Genomic DNA, 24,904 nt, shown 5'->3' with positions numbered 1-24,904 from the left:
CTCAATCCAAAAATATATCCGTCATCAACTTCTGCGAAGCATCCACTGCGTACTTTTCAAAATCATTTATGCCTTCGTCGCGCAGTACATCTTCGTCAATAAAAAAATTGCCCGTGCATTCCGCAAACGATTTCGATACAATTGCATAAGCCGCATCGGCAACGATATCTGTCTTGCGGCTCATGCGCATCAGGGCATCACCGCCCAATAAATTTTGCACGGCCGCTGTGGCAATGGTCGTCTTTGGCCACAAGGCATTCACCGCTATTTTATCCTTCTTCAGTTCTTCCGCAAGACCGAGAACAATCATGCTCATGCCGTATTTGGCAACGGTGTAAGCAAGATGCTGCGCAAACCATTTTGGATTTAAATTCAGTGGCGGTGAAAGATTTAAAATGTGTGCGTTGGTGCTTTTGCGCAAGTGCGGAATGCAGGCCTTGCACATAAAAAAGGTTCCGCGTATTTCAATGCCGGTCATCAAGTCAAAACGCTTTGGTTCTGTATGTTCGGTTGGCGTGAGGCTGATGGCGCTTGCGTTGTTGATTAAAATATCAAGGCCGCCAAAGGTCTTCACGGTTTCGGCTACGGCAGCATTTAGTTGTTCTTCAAACCGGATGTCGCATTGCACGGGCAGGCATTGTACACCGATTGCTTCAATCTCTTTTGCAGCCGTATAAATTGTTCCTTCCAGTTTGGGATGCGGTTCGGTTGTCTTTGCCGCAATCGCAATGTTGCAACCTTCTTTTGCCAGTTTTTCGGCAATGGCCTTGCCGATGCCGCGGCTACCGCCGGTGATGAGCGCCGTTTTATTTTTCAGATTCATAAATCCAGTTTTTAGAGAAATCAGTATATCCATACAATGTTAAGCAATTGTGAAATTGGCTCGACGTTTGTATAGATGAGAGCGCCTTTGTTACTAATCCGCCCCTGGAGAAACACACTAACCTTACAGGCAACCCGCCATTCTTCTATCCTTTGATGACCGCTTACTATTTCCTTTGAAAGGCTGATTCACCTTATCTAATAACTATACGTTCACCATGAAAAGATTTACCCTTGCCTGCCTTGCAGCAGCCTTGCTGTGCGCTTTTTATTTTTTCCGTCCACAAGTTCCTACACTTTTTAAAACCGAAAACGAAGAAGAGAACGAGCTTCTTGAATCTGGAAACAAGCTTCGCTACATTGAAGAAGCCATTCGCCAGGAATTTGAATTAACCAAAAGCCCGGTGACTGGCGACGTGCCGCGTTACAAACTTTTGCAGGCAATGGATTACACCACACAACGCCTGCAACAACGAACACAATCCCGCGCCATTCAAGGTGTTAATTGGGTAGAACGCGGCCCCAACAACATCGGCGGACGAACTTTATCATTGCTCTTTGATGCGAACGATGCCGATTACAGCACGGTATATGCCGGTGCTGCAGACGGCGGCCTGTGGCGTTGTCTTGATATCAATGCCGTTGCGCCGGTATGGAATAAAGTCAGCGATCAGTTTGACAACCTCGCCGTTTCCACCATTGCACAACAAGCAAACAATCCCGCTAAAATGTATTTCGGAACGGGTGAAGGTTATTTTAACGTGGATGCCGTGCAAGGCTTTGGCATCTGGCGAAGCCTTGACAACGGTACTACCTGGCAACACTTGCCCTCTACGACTGATGGCAATTTTCGAACGGTGCAAAAGATTGTGGTGACAAACAACGGTTATGTGTATGCAGCCACAACGCCCGGTGGCATCATGCGCAGCAAAGACGGCGGCATTACCTGGGAAAAGGTTTTGGGCGGCGGCCCCGGTGCCGATTTAGAAATTGCGGCAAACGGAAACCTGTGGGCTTCAATCGGCATCTTTTCTCCAGGCTCTGTTTGGACATCAGCAACCGGCGATGCCGGAAGCTGGACAAATAAAACACCGCCGGCCAATGCTACCAACGGCATGCAACGCATTACCATTGCTTGCGCACCAAGCGATGCGAACACAGTGTATGTGTTGGGACATGATGGCAACAGCAACGATTGTAACAATATTTGGTACAGCAACAATGCCGGTACATTGTGGACTCCAAGAGTGGCGCCGCTTGTAACCGACCAGGTAGCCACGGCGCCAAACTTCACACGCGGGCAGGCCTGGTATGATTTGCCCGTAGCGGTTGATCCCAATAATCCTTTATCGCTTGTAATTGGCGGAGTTGATTTGCACCGTTCAATAGATGCCGGGGCCACGTGGATACACATAAGCAAATGGTACAACTCCATTGCAACGGCTTATCCCTTGCTGCCCGTTGTTCATGCCGATCAACACGCGATTGTTTTTAGCCCCGGTTCGTCAGATAAAATACTTTTCGGCAATGACGGCGGCATCTTTTTGTCGCCAAATATTACCGCGGCACTTAGCGATGTTACGGTTGCAACTGTTAATGCAAAAAACAACGGTTACAACGTGACGCAGTTTTACGCGGTGGCGCAACACCCAGCGAATCAAAATTATTTTTTAGCCGGTGCGCAGGACAACGGTTCGCAAAAGTTTAGCGGCGGTACAGGTACGCAAGCAACAAGCGAAGCATCGGGTGGTGACGGCGCTTTTTGCCATATTGATCAGCAAGACCCGAACTACCAGTTCACGTCTTACGTGTACAACAATTACTATCGCTCAACTGATGGTGGTGTAACCTTCAACAGCACCGTGAGCAATTCATCAAACGGTTCATTTGTAAATCCAACGGCATTGGACAACACTTCAAAAATGTTGTATGCCGATTATACAACCGTTTCAACAAGAGTGGGCGGACAATTTGGGCGTTGGGATACGCGAAGTTCATCAACATCAATGGATGCGATCACCGTCACGAATTTTGCGAACGCAAGCGTTACACACGTCGCGGTATCGCCCAACGTTGCCAACCGTATTTACTTTGGTTTGAGCAACGGAAGAATTGTTTACGTTGATGGCGCCAACACGGCATCGGGCACTGTTGCCGGAACGATTGTTCGCACGGGCACGGGCTCTGTTTCCGGCATTGCGATTGAACCCGGTAACGAGGCTCACATGCTCATTACTTATGCCAACTACGACGTGCAAAACGTTCTGGAAACATTCGACGGTGGCACAACGTGGACAAATGTTGAAGGCAACCTGCCTAACATGCCGGTGCGTTGGGTGGTATTTAACCCAAGCAATTATCACCAGGCTTTTATTGCCACGGAGCTTGGCGTGTGGAGTACCGATAATTTAGCTGGAACCTCTACAGAATGGAATCCAACCAACGGCGGTTTCGCCAACGTTCGCGTGGACATGCTGAAAATCGTGGGCAACCAAATGGCCGCCGCTACGCACGGCCGAGGCTTGTTCACAACAACACTTGCCGGCACAGCAAACGCACCTGCCGTAAACTTTGGAACGTCAAGTGGCGCGGGCAGCGAAGCAGCAGCAAACGTTTCAACCGGTTGCGACAAAGGCTATAAAGATTATCCTGTAACGATGTATATCAGCGATGCACCAACGGGAACGGCAACGGTTAATTTAAATGTTGTTGCACCAACGGCAACAGCAACCGAAGGACAGGACTACGACATCATACCAAAAACACTCACGTTTTCCAGCGGCAGCAACGCGCCGCAAAGTTTTGTGATTCGTGTTTACAACGATGCAAACACGGAAGCACAGAATGAATTCTTCACGATTGATTACACCATCAGCGGAACAACCAACGCCGTAAAAGGCGGTATGCAACAGACCTACGATTTCCGCATTGCCGATGATGATTATTTAAAGATTCCGAAAGCGGCAACAACCGTTTCAATTCCTTCTGGTATTTACAATACAAACCTTGGCGGCTCCAGTCCTTTGCAGGGATCGCAAAGCGATAAAAAGATGCAGTATCTCTATCGCAAAGATGAATTGCTGGCAATGGGTTTGAAAGCCGGTCCCATCACGTCCTTATCGTTTGTAGTTGGAACAAAAGGAAGCGTGCAACCCTTTATGGGACTGACTATCTTAATGGGTTCTGTTTCGGCATCGCTTAATAACGTGAACGCAGGCTTTGTAAGCACGGCCGGATTTACCACTGTGTATTCCGCACCAATCACAGGCTTTAACAGCGTTGCGGGTGAAAACAAGTTCGCCGTGACAACGCCCTTTAATTGGGACGGAACGAGCAACATTATCGTGCAGTTTTGTTACAACAATTTAGCTGCACCACCGGCAGCACCGGTTGCTTTGCCTGCGGGCAGCGGCGATGACATCTTACAAGGAGAAACCGATCCGAAAGGACAAACCTGCCAGGTGAGAGCGGTGAGCACCAATGTGCCAACCGATGATGGCTGCGCCTTTACCACACCAACCCTTGTTAGCTATTACAGGCCGTTGCTATACTTTGAACAGGCCCGCACAGAAACACCGGTTCAAACAATTTTGAATCGCTCCAAGGCCGCCTACCTCGGACCAAATGAAGACGTTTATTTCTATGACGAAACAGACGGCAAGTTGCTGGCCCGCATTCAAAACTTAACGAGCCTCGATTATGGTTGCACCACGGTGCAGATAGACCGGCAGGTCAACGGCAGTGTGTATGCACAACCTTTCTGGAGCAACAACGCAGCCAACTACGTTACGTCGAAGTCGTTTAAAGTCATTCCGTCGCAGAACGGTAACAACCCAGGCGGCCAATATAAAATCACCTTGTATTACACGGATGCGGAAAAGACCGGGTATACATCTGTCACGGGGAAATCTTGGACAAATACAGAAATGGTAAGAGTTACGAACGGCTTTTATGTGCCCGATGTATCGCCATCGAACCAGCATGTGAACGATGTAACAAGCGTAACAATGATTGGGAGTTCGGTTGGCACCAACTGGACGGCTACCGGACAATTCTTAAGTGCCTTGGCCAGTGGTTTTGCAGTGGGAGCAACCGGCGTAAACTCACCTTTGCCAACGAGCCTGTTAAGTTTCACCGGTCGTTTGCAAAACGACTACGGTCAATTGGCATGGACGGTTGCGAGTGAAGACAGCAAGGGTTATTCAATTGAAAAATCAACAGATGGAAGCAACTTCACGGCCATCGGTTTTGTAAACGCACAGGGCGGAAGCGCCGCGCAAAAACAATACAGCTTCACCGATCCCACCAAAGCGGGCACCGTTCAGTTTTATCGCCTGGCGATGGTGAGTGCAACGGGCACAACGAAGTATTCAAACATCATTAAGCTACAGAAGAACAGCATCGGCATAGGCGTGCAGGTTTATCCAACGCTTGTAAAAGACATCGTGAACATCAAGTACTCGCAGCCTACGGCCGAAAAAGTTAGCATTGAATTATACAACTTCCTTGGCGCACGTGTGATAATGAAATCAACATCGCTGCACGACGAACAAGTAAACATTGGCACAATGCCCGGAGGCAGTTACCAGCTCGTTATTCGGTTAACGACAACGGGCGAAAGTTTGTATAGCGGGAAAATTATCAAACAGTAATTTCTGAACCACGATTTGGGCGGAGTGTCCGGATTAGGAGGAAATAAAAACAATCTTATAAAGCAAGAGTCGTTCATCACTGAACGACTCTTTTCTTTCTTCCAAAATCTTTTAATTCCCAAATCGCGGTTCAGATCAATACTCCGGCAACTCTGGTTTTGTTCCTACAATTTCATCAATCCTGTTCATTGCCTCGGGTGTAAGTTTCGGCAATGCGTCCAATGCTTTTAAATTTTCGGTGAGCTGTTCTTTTTTTGTGGCTCCGAGTATGGTTGTCGTTACGTTCGGATTCTTGATTGTCCACGCAAGGGAAAGTGTGGCAACGGGCACGCCCAATTCATCGGCAAAGGTTGTCAGCTCTTTCACTTTTGCAAGTTTGTCAGGCTCCATCCACTGCCGCACCAGCCAGTCAAAACCTTCCAAGGCAAAGCGGCTGTCATCGGGTATGCCGTTGTTGTATTTGCCGGTGAGCAGGCCGCTGGCAAGCGGGCTCCAAATAGTGGTTCCCATGCCTACGGTGCGAAAAATATCGAGGTAATCTTTTTCTACTTTTTCGCGGTGCAAAAGGTTGTATTGCGGTTGCTCCACCGATGGTCCGATCAAACCCAATTGCGCGGCAATGCGGTGCGCTTCCATAATTTCCGCGGCGCTCCATTCGCTTGTGCCCCAGTACAAAATTTTTCCTTGTTGAATTAAAGTATTCATCGTTCGCACCACTTCTTCAACGGGCACGGCTTTGTCGGGGCGATGACAGAAGTACAAGTCAAGATAATCAACCTGCAACCGCTGTAAGGCTTCGTGACAGGCTTCGGTCAAATGCTTGCGGCTAAGGCCTGTTTGATTGGGTTTGTTTTGCTTTCCGCGCCAGCCAAAAAACGCTTTGCTGCTTACACAGTATGAGGTACGGTCCCAATTTTTTTTCTTCAACACGCGGCCCATCATTTTTTCGCTTTCACCGGCAGCGTATACTTCGGCGTTGTCGAAAAAGTTGATGCCGTTGTCATAAGCAATGCCCATCAGTTCATCGGAAATGCTGTCGTCAATTTGTTTGTGAAACGTAACCCAACTGCCAAAAGAAAGTACGCTCAACTGCAAGCCCGTCTTGCCCATTCGTCTGTATTCCATGCTGTAAAAATTTTCTGGTTAAGAGAAGAAAAGAAGGTGCAAAAATAGCACCGGGCAGCTACTGCACTTTCATGCTATCGGGTACGTAAATAATACCGGTGGGTTGAAAGATGGTCCAGCGGTTTAGGTCCTGGTCGGCTTCAAAGCCTTTGCCGCCGTAAAGCCGCTTGTCTTTTGTGCGCAGGCGAATGAAGTTATCGGTGTAAAATTTTTTTGTGTTCTGGTCCCACCACAAATCCGGCGAACGAAGCGTATCGCCTTTAACGTTAAACACAACCACGCTGTCGCGCAGATAGACTTTGTTGCGGGTTTCAAAATACTTTCCGTACAAAGCATCTACCTGGCTTTCAACTTTGCCCGTGCTGTCGAAGAAATTAACGTGAAGCGTTTTCGGAAATTCAAGGTAAGAGGTATCCATCGCGTAGCGAAGCATGAAAGGCGACGTAAGCTTTGCGCGAAGGTTTCCGTTCTGGCTTAAAAAACTTTGAATGTTGTAGGCTTCTTCAAGATTGGGCTTGCGGTCGTTCTTTTGATTCACGATGTCGGGATCGTTTTCGCAACCAAGCAGGCACAAACAAAAGATGAGAAACGTGAGACGTGAGACGTGAGACAAGCGTTCGTTACGGTTTGAGAGTTTCTTCGGTTTCACGTTTGCCGTTTGACGTTTCACTTAATCGTACCTGCGCTTGCCAAACCACATATCGGTAAAGTTGAGGCCTATGGAAAGACGGAAGAGGTTCTCTTTTATTTTGTTGTCGTTGTTGCCACGGCGAACGTACTCCAGGCCAAGGTTTATCATACTCACCTGGCCGCTCAAGCGGCTGTAGTTGGGCAGCGGCAAACCCATACCGAACGAAAAGCCAAGCACGGGCAGTTTTTTATCTGCGTTGATGTAATCCTGGCCGCTAAAAACACCGAAGCGGTAATTGATAAATTGGCCGTAACGGCTGGCGCTTCTCGACGGTGTTAGTTGCGCACCGGCTCTTAGTTCCCAACTGTTTTGCACCAAATCCTTCGCACCAAAAAAGCGGTAGTCATTCCATTGCGTTGTGTTGTAATCCAGCCCAACGCTCCAGCCGCGTGTTTTTTCACCCGGTGCGTTGTCCAGCATAAAGCCCGCAGTGTAAGAGGCCGGGAAAATAATGTCGCCGGTTATGTCGCTTTGTTGAAATACGCTGTCAATACGCAGTTCTTCGCCGACCGAATTGCGTGTATAGGTCTGACGCAAAACATCCTGAGAGCCTTTCAGCGTTTGCTTCCAGTTTCCCGATGCGCCAACACGCAGGATGGATGTCTTGCTCAGGTCAGCCTGGTATTGCAGGCCTGCGTTGAAAAACAAATTGCCGAAGCTGGTATTGGTTGTGTGATCGGAAGCGGCGTACTGAATGGAATCATTCATAAAAACGCGGTGCGTAGAAATTTCTTTTCTGCCAAAGAGATAGCCTACGTTCACGCCCACTCTGAAATGGTCGCTTCCAAAGCCCGTACCGATAGTGGGCAGAAACGAACCGCCCGTGCCGGTGTATTGCGTGTTTACGCTGTCAATGTTTCCGCCGGTAGAATTGTACAGACGCCCATTTTGCGAAATGTCGTAAGCAATGCGGGTAATGGGCCGGATGCCAAAAGCCAGGCCCCAGTTTTTGCGAATGGGAATGCCGACGTAAACGTGCGAAAAAAGAATCTCGCTGGAGGTAAAGCCTTGCGTGGTGTTAGGCTCCGTTAACGAGCGGCTGTTGATGTTCACACCGGCATCCAATATTACACGGCCTTGTGCCACTTTGCCCGAATGCTGCTCGGTGAAAACCTGGAAGGCCGCATAGGAGGCAGGGTTGGTATAATTAACCGACGTCACGTCGGAATAAGCTGCCGCCACACCGCCCATGCCGCGGTTGATGACGTTTGTTTGCGGGTAAAGATTGCCCAGTCCGTAGCGTGAATAGGGAGAATTATCCTGTGCCCGCACCGATGAAACCGTGAACGAAAAAAGCAGTGCAGAGAGGTAAAAAAATTTATGTTGATGAAGCGTTGTATTGGCTAATTGCATACAGACCTTTAAAGATTAAATGAGGGTCTGCAAATATCCCGTTTTTCAAACAGGGCTCGAATAAAGCCGTATCACCCCCGGTTAAAAGGGCGTTAAAGTTCCCGAACTTTTCTTTGTATAAATCAATGATGCCGTCCATCTCTTTGGCCATGCCCAGCACCACGCCGCTTTGCAAATTGGTGGCGGTGTCATAGCCAATCAACGGCACGTTCCAATGGGCTTGCACAAGTGGAAGTTTGGCCGTGTACTCGTTCATGCTGCGAAAGCGCATCTCCATTCCGGGCGAAATGGAGCCGCCCATAAATTCGTGTTGCTGGTTAATGAAATTGAACGTTACGCAGGTGCCCAAACCAATGGCCAGGTTGTTCTGCCCCGGAAACAAAAAAACCGAAGCGGCGGCTATCGCCATCCGGTCGGCGCCCATGGTTTCGGGCTTGCCCACAGGAATACTGAACGGAAGTTTTGAAAGATGCGAGAGCTTGTGAAAACTTGTTTCTTCTTTCAAAAGCCTTTCGATGGCTTCATCATGATGAACAACCGAAGAGAGGATGGAACGCTGCGGCTTGTGTTGTTGAATGATCTCGTTCAAATGCGCCACGGCGTCTTCGCGAAGCACAATCACTTCTTTTAAATTGTCTTCTTCAAACAATGCAAGTTTTAGCCGTGTGTTGCCAAAATCAAGGCAGAGGGTTTGGGTCATGGAAACAAAGTTCAATTGTTTGCAAGGGAAGTTCACATGTTCACGTGTTTACTTGTTCACATGTTGAGCGTAGCAGGTTGCGGAATCTTTTTGTTGTGCAACAAACGAGTGAACACGTGAACAAGTAAACACGTGAACAACTATTCCTCAAACTTAAATCCCTCTAAATTTTTAAAATGCCCGTTGAGTTTTACTTTTTCTTTCAGGCTTTCCATCTGCGCCACGGTGGGAATGATTTTGGCCAGGTGGCGTTTTAAATATTCCTGCCGCTGGCGTTCGTGCAGAAGGTTTAAAAACTCGTATTCTTCCTGCAGTGAAAAGCCCACGTGGTGCGCAATATCATAGGTGTTGAGTTGGGCGTCTTCTTTTTTAAAATCCTTTTGCACCTTCAGCAGCTTGTACAATTCCTTGATGCTGTTCACCACGCGGCGCATCACTTCGGCACTGCCTTGCTCGTGGTTGGCCGGGTAGTTTACAATAGCGCCGCTGTAAAGTTTGTCGGGAATTTCTTTGATGACCTCTAAAATGCGAAAGACTTTTTCACCTTCGGTTTTAATGTCCATCTCGCCGTTCTCGTACGCTGTTGTTATTTCTTTGATGCGCACTACCGTGCCGTAATCCTGCAGGCGGTCTTCAATCACGGCCGGAATGCCGAAGGGCTTGTTGTTCTCGTTGCACTCTTTAATCAATTGCTTGTACCGCGGCTCAAAGATGTGCAGGTTCAGGCTTTCGCCGGGATAAACCACAATGCCCAAAGGAAATATCGGAATGAAGTTCGTCATGCGTTTGGTGCTGCAAATTTGGTGCAAGGCGGTTGAAAAGTTGATCGGTTGAGAAGTTAATTGGTTCAAATAAACCAGTCAACCACTCAACGAATCAACTATTCAACTTTTTCTCCACAACTCGTACAGCCTTGCGTATTTTAAAAAGGTATAAAATGCCGTCATGCGGGCGGAGAGCAGACCTTCCCAGCCGTCTAAAAAACCCAGTCCAAAAATATAATGCTTCACAAAGGTGAAGCGGGGGCTTACGTAACGTTTTAACCAGGAGGACTTTTTTCCCTGCGCATAATATTTTTGGGCGTTCAGCAAAGCATACTTCACCATCTTATTGCTGTACTCAACCGTGTCTTTCACCGTGCGGTGCAAAATGAAGCCCGGCAATTTTTTTACGACAGCAGAAGGCGGTATTGTCAGCGATTCGTGCACGGGAGCTTCGTCCCAGTTCACGTTTGTCCGGTTAAACAGGCGAATGTGTTTGTCGCCGCCCCATTCGCCCCAGCGCAAAACTTTTTCGCCCAAAAGATTTTTAAACGCTATCTGATAAACCGTAGTTGCGTCCGTCAGGCTTATGGTTTGCAAAGCTTGTTGCAATTCTTCGTCCAGCGCTTCGTCGGCATCGATGCTCAACACCCAGTCGTATTTGGCAAGGCGCACCGCTTCGCGTTTTGTTTTGCCGTAGCCCATCCAGGCGCCTTCGTGAATGCGCACACCGTATTGCCGCAAAACGGTTAATGTGCCGTCGGTACTGCCGTTGTCGTACACCAGCACGTCGTCGGTTAAACCCGCAAGGCTTTGCAGCACTCTTCCAATATTACGTTCTTCGTTTTTGCAAACAATAACGATGGAGAATTGATGACTCATAGTTAAAAACATTTGTGAGACGTGAGACGTGAGACGACAGACGTGAAACCTAAGGCTTTTTGCATCAAAGCTCACTCCTGTCTCACGTCTAACGTTTCACATCTCACGTAAAGCGCTTTCCACAAGCCACACGCAAGAAAGGCGTATAAAAAACCACCGTACTGCACTTCAAGTCCCATGTCGAACAGGAAGCTAAAAGCAGCCGTTGCGTGAAAGCCAATCCAATAAATTTTGTACTCGAAAACTTTCACAAAAAAAGGAACCAGCATAACCAGTGTAAAAATCAATACGCCGGGCCAGCCGGCAAATGCACCGTACATTAACCATTCGCTGCTCGGGTAAAATTTATCCGGGGGCAATACGTTTGGTACAGCCGCCGCATACCATTTATCCGCTTCGTGCATCACATCGCCTGCGCCGGCGCCAAAAGGATTGTCTCTTAATACCTGCCACCCGGCTTTCAATGACATCGTTCTTGCGCCGTCGCTCGAACCCGGCAGGTATTGTGCTTTTTGCACAAACGAAAGATCGTAAAGATTATAGCGCAGCCTTGCTTTAAACGTTGGCAACACCGTGTACGCAACAAAAGGCAGCGCTATCAGGAAACAAAAAAGCAGCGCTGACCGCTTGCGGTTTTTCATTTTAAAAAGGAGGTGCAAAAAGTAAACGAGCAGAAATAAATAGAGCGAGAAAATTCCCGTTCGGGCCGAAAGAACGTGCAAGTAAATGACAAAGAACAAACACAAGACTAACAGCAAAACCTTCTGCGCATTTTGCTGCGTCGCTTCTGCCAAGAGAAGGCAAAGAATAACGGCCACGCTTACCAGCCAGCTAAACCGCACGTGATCGCCTTCCAGCGGCGTGCGAAGCGTTTTGGCCCGCAAATAACCTTCGTGAATTTGCGCGGCGTTCTGTGCATAATCAATCAAGCCCCAAACACAACCGCTGAAGACGAGTGCTAAAAAAAACAGTGCGGCAAACAGCCATTGCTTCTTCGAAAAATTCCAACTACCGGCAAAGGCCAGCGGCAAAAAAAGCAGGGGCAACTTGATGCGAACAACATCGCTCCATTTGCTCAAATCATCGCTCCACAAACCCGAAACAAAAGGAAGAAAAAACAAGAGCGAAAGACTCCACAGGAAAGGCGTAGCCGCGAAGCTTTTGATTTGCACAAAAAAATTTTTATGCAACAAGGCAAGGCCAACGAATAAAATAAGACTAACCGATAAAGCGCCACGCGAAACGGCAGCGGCCATCATCATGAGCAACACGCTAACGAAGACAGCGTTGTTACGCCAATCCCGAATCCCTCTATTTTTGCGTGCCCTCATTTAAAGCTGTCCCGTAGTTTTAAGCTACGGACAAAACAACAATATTAATTCATGTGGCAGCAACTGCTTCAAGATTTAAAGAGCGGCGACGCGAGAGCCTTGGCCCGCATTATTTCTCTCGTTGAAAACGAGCACGAAGGTTACGAAGCGTTCTTGCTAAGTCTTTCGTTGAACGACGACGCAAAAATCATCGGCGTCACCGGCCCGCCCGGCGCGGGCAAAAGCACGCTGGTGGACGCTTTGATTGGCGAAGCCGTAAACAACAACAAAAAAGTTGCGGTGCTTTGCGTAGATCCTTCATCGCCGTTTAACCTTGGCGCCGTGCTTGGCGACCGCATACGCATGAGCAATTGGTACACGCATCCGAAGGTATTTATTCGCTCACTGGCCACACGCGGTTCGATGGGTGGTCTCCATCCAAAAATCATCGAGATAACGGATGTGATAAAAGCTGCGGCTTACGATTACATCATTGTCGAAACCGTTGGCGTGGGCCAAAGTGAAATTGAAATCGCGGGTCTTGCTGATACGACCGTTGTAGTACTTGTGCCCGAAGCCGGCGACGAAGTGCAAACGATGAAAGCAGGCCTGATGGAAATTGCCGATGTGTTTGTGGTAAACAAAAGCGACCGGCCTGATGCCGATGCCTTTGTGAAAAATTTGCGCCTGATGCTGTCGCCGGCTTTTCACCAGCAAAAGAATGACGTTGAAATCATTAAGACGGTAGCGTCAACACAGCAAGGCATTGCTGACTTGTACAGCGCAATTCAGAAGCATCTTCAACAAAACGGGACCAACGAAAGAAAAGCCTGGCTGCTGGCCGAACGTGCTTACCATCTTTTGCAGCAAAAGCGAATGAAGGGCATCCAAAAGTCCGATCTGCGGCAGCAAATAGAAAGGATTATGCCAACAGGCCGTTTTAATCTTTACCGCTTCGTTTACGGTATTGACGAAGCCGTATAAGTTTCGTTATTCGTATCTCTCATCGGAAACCCGGTCGTGTCTTTCCCAGTTTTTAAACAGCTTTCGGTAATAAACGTATTTAAAGAAGCTGTATTCCAGGCTGCCCAATTCTTTGTATTTCTTTCGCAAGGGCTGCAGGGCTTTGTTGAAAACTGTTTTGCCTTTGTGCTTGCAGCCGGAGTGGTAAAGGTGCTTGATGTGAAGGTCTAACAACTTTTCACCGGCGGCCTTCTTCATGAGCGCAAACTCGGGATCGTGTAAAAAATGGTAAAACAACAGGATAATGTCGCCGGTAACAGCGGCCACGTTCCGGATGCACAAGGCTTTTCCTTCTTTGGTGTTGGCGCTGCTTTCCGATGCGTTGTGCACCCGGAACGTGGCCAGGGTTTTGGTTGAAAAGGAAAGGCCGTTTTTCAATCCCAGCCGAAGGATAAATTCATAATCCACAATTTGCCTGAACTCAGGATTGAACAAGCCGGTTTGCGAAAAAATTCGCTTGTGAAAAAGATAGCAGGTGGGTTCGCCCAACACATTCTGGCCGAGATGCTCGGCGGCACCGGCGGCCAATCGCTCGGGAGAGATGTACGCAAGGTCATCGAAGATGCGCTCGGGCCTTACAATCTTGTACCGAAAACTAAAGCGGGTAATCTTGGGCACGTCGGGATGAATGATAAAATCGCGGCGGCACAAGCCAACGTCCACTTTATGCTGCAGGCAGCCGTTCACCATTTTCTCAACACAAGCGGGTTTTAAAAGATCATCCTGAAACAGCAGCTTCACCCACTCGCCCCGCGCCTGCTCAATGCAATTGTTCCAATTGTTCACCATTCCCTTCGCCTTGTTTTTTACAAGCCGGATGCGGCCATCTCGTTGCCGGTATTTTTCTGCCACAGCAAGCGTGTCGTCGGTAGAACCATCGTCTGAAATCAGAATTTCAAGGTTAGCGTAGGTCTGCGCCAGGGCCGATTGCAGGCAAGGCTCGAAAAATTCGGCCGCATTGTATGTGGGAATGCAAACAGAAACAAGTGGGTGATTCATCGTCAAAAAGCTTGGCTTCGCAACAAAAAATAGGTTTAGCGTTCGCAAGGTTACGTGCAAAGACGTTGCCGTTTCAGCAACGTTGCGCAGTTAATTCGTTTGAACCGCACAATTCATCTAACGTTGCTCCTGCGGATTTTCGTTTAAATCATTTGTCCGCAGCCGTAAGCCGCAAGTGCGAAAATGCTGCCTAAGAGAAAGCACTTAAAAGCCAAATGCTCACGCCTTGACAATGCCTTTGATTACCGAACAATATGCGGCTTTAAACGTATTTTATAAAAATATTTTTCATGCTCTGCGGTAAACCAATAATTTAGCGCCTCGCTGAAAAAGCCCTATCCGTTCCCTCTTGCAGCTTGCCTGCATTGCCTGTGAAAACTGATTTGCCTGTGAGAAAGAAACAAATCCAATTTTTATGAACTGCTTCCGGCTGTTTTTTATAGCAATCTTCTGCTCCCTTTCCCTTTTGGCTACGGCCCAGGTTCCTTCTGATTTAAGCTCCGTCAAAGCATCGCAGATTTCCGATGCACAACTTCAGCAATACCTTAACCAGGCAAAAGCCAGTGGCTTATCTCCCGACCAATTGGAAGCAGAGTTTTTGCGCCGGGGTTTGCCTGCGGCAGAAATGACCGAGCTAAAACTTCGCATTCAGCAGTTAAACGGCAACAGCGCCGAATCAACCGAAACACCTTTAGAAACTCCTTCAAAAAATACAAAGCGCACCGCTCCGCAAACAAAGCCCCTCGAACTTGAATCGCCGGAAAGCCTGAAAAAGCGTTCCCGGATTTTTGGCGCCGAACTTTTTTCCAATACCAACCTCAGTTTTGAGCCGGACCTGCGCATGGCTACGCCAAAAAACTACGTCATTGGTCCCGAAGACGAATTGATCCTGAACGTTTACGGTGTCAACCTTTCGCAGCAGCGGCTAAACGTTTCACCCGAAGGCACGGTGAGTGTAAAATACGCCGGCGTGATAAACGTAAACGGCTTGACCATTGAAGCCGCCACCGCCTTGCTTCGCACAAGGCTGGCGAAATATTATCCCGGCCTTGCCAGCGGTGCCACCAAATTGCAACTCACCCTTGGAAACATACGTAGCATTCGCGTAACGCTTATTGGCGCCATCAATCGTCCGGGCACTTATACGTTGCCTTCGCTGGCCAGTTTGTTTAATGCGCTGTACATGAGCGGCGGCCCGGCCGAAAACGGTTCATTCCGCAACATTGAGCTCATTCGCGCCAACAAAATCATTCAACGCGCCGACTTGTACGACTTTCTCGTAAAAGGCGATCTGAGCGCCAATCTTCGCCTTGAAGAAGGTGACGTGATTCGTGTGCCCTTCGCCAATTTATTGATCACGTTAAACGGCGAATTGAATCGCCCCGGGATTTTTGAATTACACGAGAACGAGAATCTCAAAGATGCCATTGGTTTTGCCGGCGGCTTTAAAAGCAAAGCCTTTCGCGGCCGCATTACCGGCAGCCGCTTTACCGATTTCGAAAAGCAGGTGTTGGATGTTTCCGGCGCAGCACTGCAAAACTTTAAGCCGCAAAACGGCGACGAGTTTTTTATTGATTCCGTAGTGAACCGTTATCAAAACCGCGTGGTCATCAGCGGCGCGGTGTTTAAGCCCGGCGCTTACGCATTGGAGGCCGGCATGACGTTAAAGACGCTTATAAACAAAGCGCAAGGTTTGAAGGAAGACGTGTTTGCAAGCCGCGCCTTGTTGGTTCGTACCCGCCCGGATTTATCAAAAGAATACATTGCCATTGACCTCAAGCCCCTGATGTCGGGCACAGAAAGCGGACTGGTTTTGCAAAAAGAAGACAGCCTGCAAGTAGCCTCAATTTTTGATTTGAAAGACACGGCAACCGTTACCATCAACGGCGCGGTGCGCAAGCCGGGCAGTTTCCGTTACGAAGAGGGTCTCTCTTTAAAATCCCTCATCTTAAAAGCCGAAGGTTATGCCGACAATGCCACGGGCATGGGTATTGAAATTTCGCGGCGCAAACGCGACGTGCAGGTGAACAAAGCCGGCAGCGACATCGTGGAGCTCATTCGCATTGACGGCGACAAAGAGCTTTCGGGCACGGCCACCGACATTGTGCTCAAGCCTTATGACATTGTTACGGTAAAAGAAGATCCGTTTTATAAAAAACAAATCAGCGTAAAAATCAGCGGCGAAGTTTTGCTGCCGGCCGTTTATACGTTGCAAAGTCGCGAAGAGCGTTTGAGTTCTTTGATTAACCGCGCCGGCGGTTTGTTGTACACGGCCAACATAAGCGGCGCCAAACTCATTCGCAAGAAAAAAGAAGTGATTGATTCATCGGAAATCAAACGCCTGTTTCAATCGGTGGTGAAAGACACGACAAAAACCCGGGTGGCTGTTTCCGGAAAGAATACAACCGACGTCGCCATTGACCTGAACTATATTTTGAAACATCCCGGCAGCGCCGACGACATTACGCTGGAAGAAGGCGATGAATTAATGATTCCGCGCATCAACAATACGGTGAGTGTAAACGGCGAAGTGTTTCGCCCGGTGGACGTGATGTACGAGAATGGACGAACGATGAACGATTACATTTCGGATGCGGGCGGCGTGACGCAAACGGGTGCAAAAGGAAAAGCTTTTGTGATTTATTCCAATGGCCGTTCGGCAAAAATTTCGCATCCGCTAGGTCTTTTCAGAAGTTATCCAAAGATTGAACCGGGTGCACAAATTTTTGTGCCGCAAAAACCAAAGAAAGAAGGGTTGGATGTTGCCAAGGCGGGAATTTTGGTATCGGTGCTAACAGCGCTAATAACGGCGATTTCGGTGATAAAACGATAGCCATAACCAGCTAAAAAACAAAAGAATGGAAGGAAGCACAGAGAAATACTATTCTCTTGGTGACGTAAAAAGACTCGCAGGAGCCTTTTTAAAAAAGCTTGTTCGCAGATGGTGGCTGCTCGTGTTAGTTGTGATAGCAGGCGCTGGGTTGGGTGCTTTTTATTATCAGTCTATTCAAAAGTCGAAATACGAAGCGGTTTGCACGTTCATTCTTGAAGAAAAGCAAACCAGCATGGGTGGCCTGAGCAGCTTGGCCTCGCAGTTTGGTTTTGATTTAGGAGGCACGGGAGGCGGGAGCCTGTTTGCCGGCGACAACATATTTGATGTCATTCGCTCCAAAAAAGTCTTGCAAAAAGTATTGCTCATGCCTTTGGGCAACGCTGCGGAAAGCCCCACGTTGGCCGACGCATACATGGATTTTACGGGTTTCAGAAACCGATTTCGTAAAAACCCTGCGCTGCTAAACATGCATTTTTCAGGCAAAGAGGAAACCCTGTCGCCTGTACAAGACAGCGTATTGGGATTGATTTATGAATCCATTATAGAAAAAAACCTTTCGGTTGACCGCACCAACAAAAAAGGCAGTATTGTGCGTATCGGTGTAACGGCCGAAAACAGTCTTTTTGCGAAATTGTTAGCAGAGCGACTGGTTTCAGAAGCCAGCAGCCTTTATCTAACAATCAAAACAGGAAGCGCTATCGCTAACATCAATCAGTTGCAACGGCGCTCTGATTCCTTGTTGTCACTGCTCAACCGCAAAGCATACACCGCAGCTTTTAGCCAATCGCTTGATGCCAACCCTGGTTTAAAAACCGCCGCTGTACCCGTTGAGATTGCAACACGCGACAAAGCCGTTATTGCAACAATCTATACAGAGGTAACCAAGAACCTGGAAGCCAGTAAACTAATGCTCGCCCAGCAAACACCGGTAATTCAATTACTCGACAAGCCCGGACAAACGTTGAAAGATCAGAAAAAGGGACTGCTTTATTTATTGTTCGTTGGCGGCGCACTCGCGGGTTTTTTGTTCATTTTCACAGAGGCAGCCCGTTTTGTGCTGGCAAACATTTAATGCCTTGGTAAAAAAATCCGTTAAAGAAACCACAGAAACCCACAAAAGGACGGCCGATTGAACTATGAAAAAACCACTGATTTCAGTATTGATACCGACCTATAACGTCGAAAAGTTTGTGAAGGAGGCTATCTGTAGCGTATTGCAGCAAACCTATCAGAATCTTGAGATTGTAGTAGTAGATGACTGCTCAACCGACCGCACCTATGAACTGTTGGAGAAACTTGCTGCGCAGGATAACCGGATAAAGCTTTTTCGAAACGATAAAAACGCAAAAATAGTTGCAAGCCTAAACCGTGCGCTAACGCATGCAACCGGCGAGTTCATTGCCCGCATGGACGGAGACGATGTCAGTGCCCCCGACCGCTTGGAAAAACAGTACGCGTTTTTAGCAGCGCACCCCGAAGTGGATCTGGTGGGTGTTTCGTATGTGCTTATTGACGAAGAAGGCAAAGCCCTTCAGGAAGAACATTGTCTTACCAATGCACAAAAGGTAAAACAGGCCACGAAATTTGTTTCACCGATTCCGCACATCTGGCTGGCCAAAAGAAAGGTTTACGATGCCGTAGGTTCTTACCGCATACCGACCGCAGAAGATTACGATTTTATTTTGCGGGCACTTGACAAAGGGTTCCAGGCAACAAACCTGCCTGACTTGCTCTACTTTACCCGGATTCGCAACGGAAACACACAGACTTCCGCCGGCCTGATACAAAAAAAGTCGTTTCGGTACGTGCAAAAACTGTGGCGGCAGAGAAATTTGTGCAATGACGGTACCGACGCTTACTCTGATCGGGATCTCGAAAAGCACCTTCGGTCAGGTTATTTGGAGAGAGCGTGTTTTTCACTAGCAACCCGTTTTAACCAACGGTTCATTCTTTTAAAGAATTACAACAAGTGGAGAGCCTTGCCTTGGCTTTTTTTGGCCGTTGCGTTTTCTCCGAAATACCTGTTGCGTGAAAAATACCTGCGCTTTCGCTACAAGCGGTTGTTAACCTGAGAGATTAACGCTCAGACACATTAAAGCTTTGCGCCAATAAAACACGATGATTTAGATGAAACTTATACTCGATCCTTTTTATCAGTACAACGAAACGGTTTTCTCACATGCAGGAGCAAGGGAAATTGTTGGCGGAACCTGGATTCCCTATTTGTACGATTTGGTAACAAAGGACGGCGGTCGCCTGATGCTGGCCGAACAGTATCTTCAGGAAGGAAGGTTCTCCAAATCCGATTTGTATATGTGTGATGGAATTTCGCCCTATTATTCTCAGTTAAAACAATGTGACGCAACAGGCCTGCTGCTGTTCTCCGGTGAGTCGCCAAATGTAGATTGGCGTCTTTACACTTTTGTTCGTCGCCTTTCGCAATCCTTCCGGCACACCCTGTTGTTTGCCGGTTGCCAACGTTTTGTTTCTCCCAAAACACACTTTATCCCCTATCGCTGGCCAATTGACAGTAGCTGCGTTCAGTATGCGAAGGCACATGACGAGCGAAAGGGCATGCTTGTGATGATAACCAGCAACAAAAAACAACACAGGCAGCCTGGCAGTAAAAAACTGGCCTGTATAGCAAAAAAAATTTTAATGGCAACGGTTACCAAAACGGTGCCTTCTGTAAAGCTTACCGACCTCTATTCTTACCGCATGAAAGCCCTACAGTACTTTGCCGGTACGCCTTATTTTGATTTGTACGGCAGAAACTGGAACAATCAGGTTGGCTTAACTGCGGCGGAGCGAAAGGCTGTAAACAGATTGAAACCCGCAGAGGTAAAAGACAAATACAGCGTACTTCGGCAATACCGGTTTGCGCTTTGTTTTGAAAACTGTACATACCCAGGCTATATCACGGAAAAAATATTTGACTGCTTTCTATGCAGAACAATTCCGGTGTACTTAGGCGCTCCGGATATAACGGATTATGTTCCGGGCAATCTGTTTATTGACGCAAGACGGTTTGCCGACTTTTCTGCCTTGGCAGCCTTTCTGGAAAACATGCCGGAAGAAGAAAGACTTGCTTACACCAGCCGGATTGATGCGTATCTGCAATCGGCGGTTTTTGATGAATATGCCGATAAAAATTTTGCGCAAACTATTTATCGTCTTGCCTGTGCAGAAACAGGCGTTTTAAAAAATACCGTTCAATCTTGACATGTTGACAAATATTTCCATATTAAAACGCATCAACAAAGGCAGCGACCGGTCAAAAGCAATGGTTTCGGGTTCGTTCCTGATGATTGCAAGCAACGTGATATCAAACCTTACGCGGGTTGGGCTGATTTCTGTGTTGACGCGGCTTTATACAAAAGAACAGTTCGGCTTGTGGGCCACCATTACTTCCGCTACGGCCATCATGGCAACAACCGATCTTGGAATAGGAAATGCACTGCGCAATAAATTGGCGGCCTTGCGCCTGCAAAACCAAGCGGGTACCGACGATGAAGCCCGTGAATACTTTCTTTCGGTTTTGTATTTCTTTTTGCTTATTGCTGTGGTGATTGCGGCTGTCCTTCTGCTGTTGCACAATGCCATTCCGTACCAGCAAATTTTTAAAACCGATGATAAGTCTTTGCAAGAACAAGGAACTCTCGTCCTGTTGGCCGTACAGTCTATTTTTTTGCTGAGCATTCCGCTTGGCATTGGTTCCACCATGTTTTTTGCTTACGCCGAGTCGGCATGGGTGGCCGGTTTTTCAATTATAAACGGAGTTCTCGCACTTGTCATCATCTCTGTATTGGCTTGGGCGGGAAACAGTGTGGTAGTAACGGCCATCACTTTTTTTCTGCTGCAGTTTTTTATTTCACTTGCGGGCACCCTTGTTTTTATGCACCGGCGTAACTGGCATCCGCTCCGGGTGAATTTAAAAAGAGGTTTTCGACGTGTTTTAAGCCTGTTGTCCCTGAGCCTCACGTTTGCTGTTCTTCAATTTGCCGGCGTATTTGTGTACAACGCCACCACAATCGTGGTAACCGCTAAAGTTGGCCTTACAGAATCTGCCGACTTTAACCTTGTTCAAAAACTTTATACTTTTCTTATTGCAGTTTATTTAAGTCTTTACAATCCGCTGTGGGCAGGTTTTGCCGAAGCCGTGCACAAAAATGATTGGGCATGGGCAAAAAAAACACTGTCGAAGACCATCTTAATTACAACCGTTCTTTTTGGCGCAGCCCTGCTTGTGTTTACCTTTTTCGGCGACGTCTTCATGGCAATTTTGGGCGGCAGCCGCTATACCGGCCACCCCATTATTTTTTTCGTAATGGGCTGCTGGGCACTGTTTTACTGCTTGTATTCGGTAACGGTGGCCTTTCTTAGCGCAACCGCCAAAATCGGTTTAATAACCGTTATCACAGCGCTTATGGCCGTTGTGTTTACAAACGCTTCTATTTTTTTGTGTGCCAAAATGGGTGTAGCTGGCATTGCCTTGTGGTCGGCCTTTACCTTTTTTCTTTTAACCTGCGTTGCGTACTATCACAGTCTTTACCAGATTCGCAAGGCACAAGTCAACTCTGTAAATCCTTCTTTATGAAAATCAGGTTGTGTTGCCCTTTTTTTAAAGAGAATTTGGTAGCGCAGATTCAAATTGCCGAGGCCGGAAAATGGGTAGACGAAATACACGTTACAGAATGTGACCGCACGTTTCAATACAAATCGAAACCGTTTTGTTTTGCTCACGCAAATTTGCCAAAGGTATTTTACCATAAGTTGGAAGCAGAGTCCTTATTTTTAAAAGCAGGAAATCTTTTACCGCACATTCGGTTAGGCCGCAAACCGCAATGGCATCCGCGTCTTTTTCGCCAAACCACTTGGTTTAACGAAGGAATGCAACGCAACCTGAGCGTGCCTGAATTTGACGACAACGACATACTGATTCTTTCCGATATTGACGAAATCATTGATGCCAACAAGGCCGACCGCCTGATTGAAGATGTAAAAAAACACGGCGTTGTTACGGCAAAGCTCCGTTTCAGCCTTTTTTATTTGAATTTGTTTAGCCTCAATTGGGGTGGTCCGCCCGACTACAGTTACCGGACGTTTTTAATCAGGGGGAAAACATTTCGTGAGCGCTGGAAGGCGGATAGCGATACCCTGCGCAAACAGGGGGAACGCAACCAACTGGCAAAGACCGTTTATTGTGCGAATGAGTTTGCAGGTTTTCATCACTCCTGGCTTGGCGATGTGAAAGTCATTCAAGAAAAGATCAGGGCTTATGCTCATACCGAGCATGGCATCTACGATAATGAAGCCTACATCAGGGAATGTCTGGAGTCGGGCAAATCAATTTTTTCGCAACACGAAGTAAAAGTAGATACCGCTGTGCGGTTATTGGATACGGTTGAAAAAAACCGGGAATTTTTTCGTCCCTACTTAATGTCATGAAAGCACGATTCGTTCTAATGGGTCTTACGTTAATGGTAGTTGGCGATGTGCTGACCTCATTCGCTTATAACTTGAATCTTCCCTTCTGGAACATTGGTGTATTTATCAAGGTGCCGCTGCAGATTTTATTCCTTGTTATTCTTTTCCGCTTTAAGCGTTTCCACTATCTCTACGTTGTTTTGCTGGTCTTGCTCTTGTGCTGGTTTACGGGCACAATGGTTAGTTCGCTTCACCGGACCAATGCTTCGGACAACCACTTTTTAGCCAACTTCATTGTTGCGGACGCTTCGGAGAATTACTGGGCCGCTTCCTTAACCGTTGTAAGCCGCTACCTCTTGTTTTTTTCTGTGCTGCCGATGTTGCTGCTCCATTGCGACGATGACGTGTTTTTAAAAAAATGCCAGGGACTGTTCGAATATTTTTTATACGCCAATTGTGTGGCCATCATTGCCGGGTTTATTTTCCATATCCCGTTTTTCTCTTCGTACAATCCGCAGGCAGAAGAGCTGGTTTATGAATCAAGATTTGGCTACAAAGGCTTGTTATTCGGCATCAACGAAACAACCGGCGTCTTTTTCCTGGGGCTTGCACACGTTTACCGGGAAATTTTTTTCTTCAGGCGCAAAAAGTACTTTCTCTTGTTCCTGCTGCTGGTGGGCTCGGCACTTACGGGTGCAAAAGGCTGCATTATTGCATCCGCGCTTGTTTCGTCCTACTACTTGTTTCAGTACCGGCGCATCCTTTTTTTAGCAACGGCGGCGCCGGTTGTTGTTGCACTCGTTGTTTATCTAATTAAGATTGATTTCGTAGAACAGGTTCGCTCATTTTTCAATATTTATCTGGGCGATGATTTCAGCTCTACGCCACTTGGTGCAGTGGTAACCCTGTTAATGACGGGCCGGAATATTTACATCTATAACAACTGGCAGTACATGCTTCAACACTGGGGACTGCTGAATTATTTTTTTGGCGACGGGCTGCTGTATTCCGAAACAGATTTGATGGACTTGTATTATTGCTTCGGCATTGGAACTATCGTTTACCTCTTTGCCTACCTGAAATTGATTTTTTATAAATCCGCCAAATACCGTTTAACCGCAGTTATACTTTTGCTTTTTTTATTGGCCTTCACCGGAGGTCATATTTTGCGAAGCGCCGTCTTTCCGATTTTTTTTAGCCTGTACTTAATTGTTGGATACAGGACAAAAGAGAAGCAAAGCAGGCCCGTAGACCCGATTCAATTACAACCCGCATGAAGCTGGCATTCATTTTAAGCCGCTGCACGAATTTGGGGCCGTTTATTGTTGCCCGCGACCTGGTAAGACACCTTCTGCCCAAAGTGACGGCCATTGATGTTTTTTATCTGCGCGAAAGCGGTGAGAAATTACTTTTTGCGGTTGAACCCCAAAAAATCCGTTTCAACGAAAAAATCAACTTTAATGCTTATGATCTTGTGCACTCCCACGGTTTTGTTGCCGATGCTTACGTTTATTTTCACACCCGCCACAAAGGCGTTAAAACCGTAACTACGTTACACCAGCGTATTGCGCCAGATTACGCCATGAAGTATAACGCGGCAGTGGGGTATCTGTTTGAACGGTTTTGGTGCTCAATGATACAGTCTTCTTCGGCAGTGGTCACGCTTACCGGTCTACTGGCCGACTACTACAAGAAAAGATTGAGACGAAACGACATCAGCTTTATTTATAACGGCATCGAACATCCTCGGCCCTCCGGAAAATTGGACCCCGGTGACGAAAAAAAAATAAAAATCTTAAAAGACCGGTACAAGCTAATCGGAATTTCTGCCCGGCTGATCCATTTAAAAGGCATTGACCAGGTAATAAAAGCTTTATCCGTCACAAACGAATTCGCTCTGGTGGTGGTTGGTGACGGGATAAAAAAAGAGGAGTTGATGGCTGAAGCAAAGTCTTTGACGGTTGACGACCGCTGTCTGTTTGTTGGATACCAAAAAAACGCAGTAGACTATTTTCCGTTTTTTGATCTTTACGCTATGTCTTCCAGGTCGGAAGGCTTTGGGCTTTGCGTGGTGGAAGCAGCCGCCAACAAAATTCCCGTTGTTTGTTCAGACCTTCCGGTTTACCGTGAGTTGTTTCAAAACGGGGAAGTCGTTCGTTATGAATTGGAAGATATTTCTTCGCTTGCGCAAGCCTTACGGCAAGCAATAGCAAACCAAAAGTCTCTTTCAGAGAAAATTTATCAAACCTACACTCATCAATTCACAGCCGAACAAATGGCCTGCCGCTACTTGGCCGTGTACCAAAAAATTTTGAATCAATAAACC

Annotated in this window: 19 protein-coding genes; 10 read left to right on the top strand and 9 right to left on the bottom strand. The window is 47.4% G+C overall.

The window, feature by feature from the left end; genetic code table 11:
• Position 1: 1 nt before the first annotated feature.
• Positions 2-823, bottom strand: a complete 822-nt coding sequence (locus tag FSB75_RS16015) for an SDR family oxidoreductase (protein ID WP_146789550.1) — start codon at positions 821-823, stop codon at positions 2-4.
• 217 nt (positions 824-1,040) lie between these two features.
• On the opposite strand from FSB75_RS16015, the gene FSB75_RS16010 reads away from it, so the two are divergent.
• Positions 1,041-5,474, top strand: a complete 4,434-nt coding sequence (locus FSB75_RS16010) for a hypothetical protein (RefSeq protein ID WP_146789548.1) — start codon at positions 1,041-1,043, stop codon at positions 5,472-5,474.
• A 135-nt stretch (positions 5,475-5,609) separates the two neighbouring features.
• Here FSB75_RS16010 and FSB75_RS16005 read toward each other — a convergent pair whose 3' ends face one another.
• The 7 genes from FSB75_RS16005 to FSB75_RS15975 form a co-directional block, all read right to left on the bottom strand.
• Complete coding sequence (locus FSB75_RS16005) at positions 5,610-6,599, bottom strand: potassium channel beta subunit family protein (protein WP_146789546.1); 990 nt, start codon at positions 6,597-6,599, stop codon at positions 5,610-5,612.
• 58 nt (positions 6,600-6,657) lie between these two features.
• On the bottom strand, positions 6,658-7,248 hold the full coding sequence (gene lptC / locus FSB75_RS16000; RefSeq protein ID WP_172623178.1) for an LPS export ABC transporter periplasmic protein LptC: 591 nt from the start codon (positions 7,246-7,248) through the stop codon (positions 6,658-6,660).
• A gap of 21 nt (positions 7,249-7,269) precedes the next feature.
• The gene (locus FSB75_RS15995; protein WP_146789542.1) at positions 7,270-8,643 is read right to left on the bottom strand and encodes a hypothetical protein; all 1,374 of its coding nucleotides are present in this window, start codon (positions 8,641-8,643) and stop codon (positions 7,270-7,272) included.
• On the bottom strand, positions 8,609-9,343 hold the full coding sequence (locus FSB75_RS15990) for a type III pantothenate kinase (protein ID WP_146789540.1): 735 nt from the start codon (positions 9,341-9,343) through the stop codon (positions 8,609-8,611). Before FSB75_RS15990 ends, FSB75_RS15995 begins: the two co-directional genes overlap by 35 nt.
• 140 nt (positions 9,344-9,483) lie before the next feature.
• Complete coding sequence (locus FSB75_RS15985) at positions 9,484-10,125, bottom strand: LON peptidase substrate-binding domain-containing protein (protein WP_146789538.1); 642 nt, start codon at positions 10,123-10,125, stop codon at positions 9,484-9,486.
• A gap of 102 nt (positions 10,126-10,227) precedes the next feature.
• Positions 10,228-10,986 carry a glycosyltransferase family 2 protein gene (locus FSB75_RS15980; protein ID WP_172623177.1) on the bottom strand — a complete coding sequence of 253 codons (759 nt, stop codon included), beginning with the start codon at positions 10,984-10,986 and terminating at the stop codon, positions 10,228-10,230.
• Between the two features lie 71 nt (positions 10,987-11,057).
• Positions 11,058-12,317, bottom strand: a complete 1,260-nt coding sequence (locus FSB75_RS15975; protein ID WP_146789534.1) for an O-antigen ligase family protein — start codon at positions 12,315-12,317, stop codon at positions 11,058-11,060.
• A 51-nt stretch (positions 12,318-12,368) separates the two neighbouring features.
• On the opposite strand from FSB75_RS15975, the gene meaB reads away from it, so the two are divergent.
• Positions 12,369-13,280 (top strand): methylmalonyl Co-A mutase-associated GTPase MeaB, encoded by a 912-nt coding sequence (gene meaB / locus FSB75_RS15970; protein WP_146789532.1) that lies wholly within the window; start codon positions 12,369-12,371, stop codon positions 13,278-13,280.
• Between the two features lie 6 nt (positions 13,281-13,286).
• Here the strand turns inward: meaB and FSB75_RS15965 are convergent, their stop codons facing one another.
• Positions 13,287-14,318, bottom strand: a complete 1,032-nt coding sequence (locus FSB75_RS15965; RefSeq protein ID WP_146789530.1) for a glycosyltransferase — start codon at positions 14,316-14,318, stop codon at positions 13,287-13,289.
• A gap of 415 nt (positions 14,319-14,733) precedes the next feature.
• Here FSB75_RS15965 and FSB75_RS15960 point away from each other — a divergent pair, with 415 nt between their 5' ends.
• From FSB75_RS15960 to FSB75_RS15925, 8 genes are all read left to right on the top strand, one after another.
• The gene (locus FSB75_RS15960; RefSeq protein WP_146789528.1) at positions 14,734-17,151 is read left to right on the top strand and encodes an SLBB domain-containing protein; all 2,418 of its coding nucleotides are present in this window, start codon (positions 14,734-14,736) and stop codon (positions 17,149-17,151) included.
• Between the two features lie 25 nt (positions 17,152-17,176).
• A complete protein-coding gene (locus FSB75_RS15955) occupies positions 17,177-18,223 on the top strand; it encodes a GumC domain-containing protein (protein ID WP_146789526.1) in 1,047 nt (348 codons plus the stop codon).
• Between the two features lie 64 nt (positions 18,224-18,287).
• Positions 18,288-19,223, top strand: coding sequence for a glycosyltransferase family 2 protein (locus FSB75_RS15950; protein WP_146789524.1), 936 nt, complete (start codon positions 18,288-18,290; stop codon positions 19,221-19,223).
• Between the two features lie 55 nt (positions 19,224-19,278).
• Positions 19,279-20,373 carry a glycosyltransferase family 10 domain-containing protein gene (locus FSB75_RS15945; RefSeq protein WP_227990604.1) on the top strand — a complete coding sequence of 365 codons (1,095 nt, stop codon included), beginning with the start codon at positions 19,279-19,281 and terminating at the stop codon, positions 20,371-20,373.
• Position 20,374: 1 nt separating this feature from the next.
• Positions 20,375-21,748 (top strand): lipopolysaccharide biosynthesis protein, encoded by a 1,374-nt coding sequence (locus tag FSB75_RS15940; RefSeq protein ID WP_146789522.1) that lies wholly within the window; start codon positions 20,375-20,377, stop codon positions 21,746-21,748.
• Positions 21,745-22,599, top strand: coding sequence for a hypothetical protein (locus tag FSB75_RS15935; protein WP_146789520.1), 855 nt, complete (start codon positions 21,745-21,747; stop codon positions 22,597-22,599). The genes FSB75_RS15940 and FSB75_RS15935 overlap by 4 nt, the downstream gene beginning before the upstream one ends.
• Positions 22,596-23,855: a hypothetical protein gene (locus tag FSB75_RS15930; protein WP_146789518.1), complete on the top strand. Its 1,260-nt coding sequence runs from the start codon at positions 22,596-22,598 to the stop codon at positions 23,853-23,855. The genes FSB75_RS15935 and FSB75_RS15930 overlap by 4 nt, the downstream gene beginning before the upstream one ends.
• Positions 23,852-24,901 (top strand): glycosyltransferase family 4 protein, encoded by a 1,050-nt coding sequence (locus FSB75_RS15925; RefSeq protein WP_146789516.1) that lies wholly within the window; start codon positions 23,852-23,854, stop codon positions 24,899-24,901. The genes FSB75_RS15930 and FSB75_RS15925 overlap by 4 nt, the downstream gene beginning before the upstream one ends.
• Positions 24,902-24,904 lie beyond the last annotated feature (3 nt).

Origin of the sequence: Flavisolibacter ginsenosidimutans (genome assembly GCF_007970805.1) — a bacterium.
GTDB lineage: Bacteria > Bacteroidota > Bacteroidia > Chitinophagales > Chitinophagaceae > Flavisolibacter > Flavisolibacter ginsenosidimutans.
This window is presented reverse-complemented; position numbering and strand designations above follow the sequence as displayed.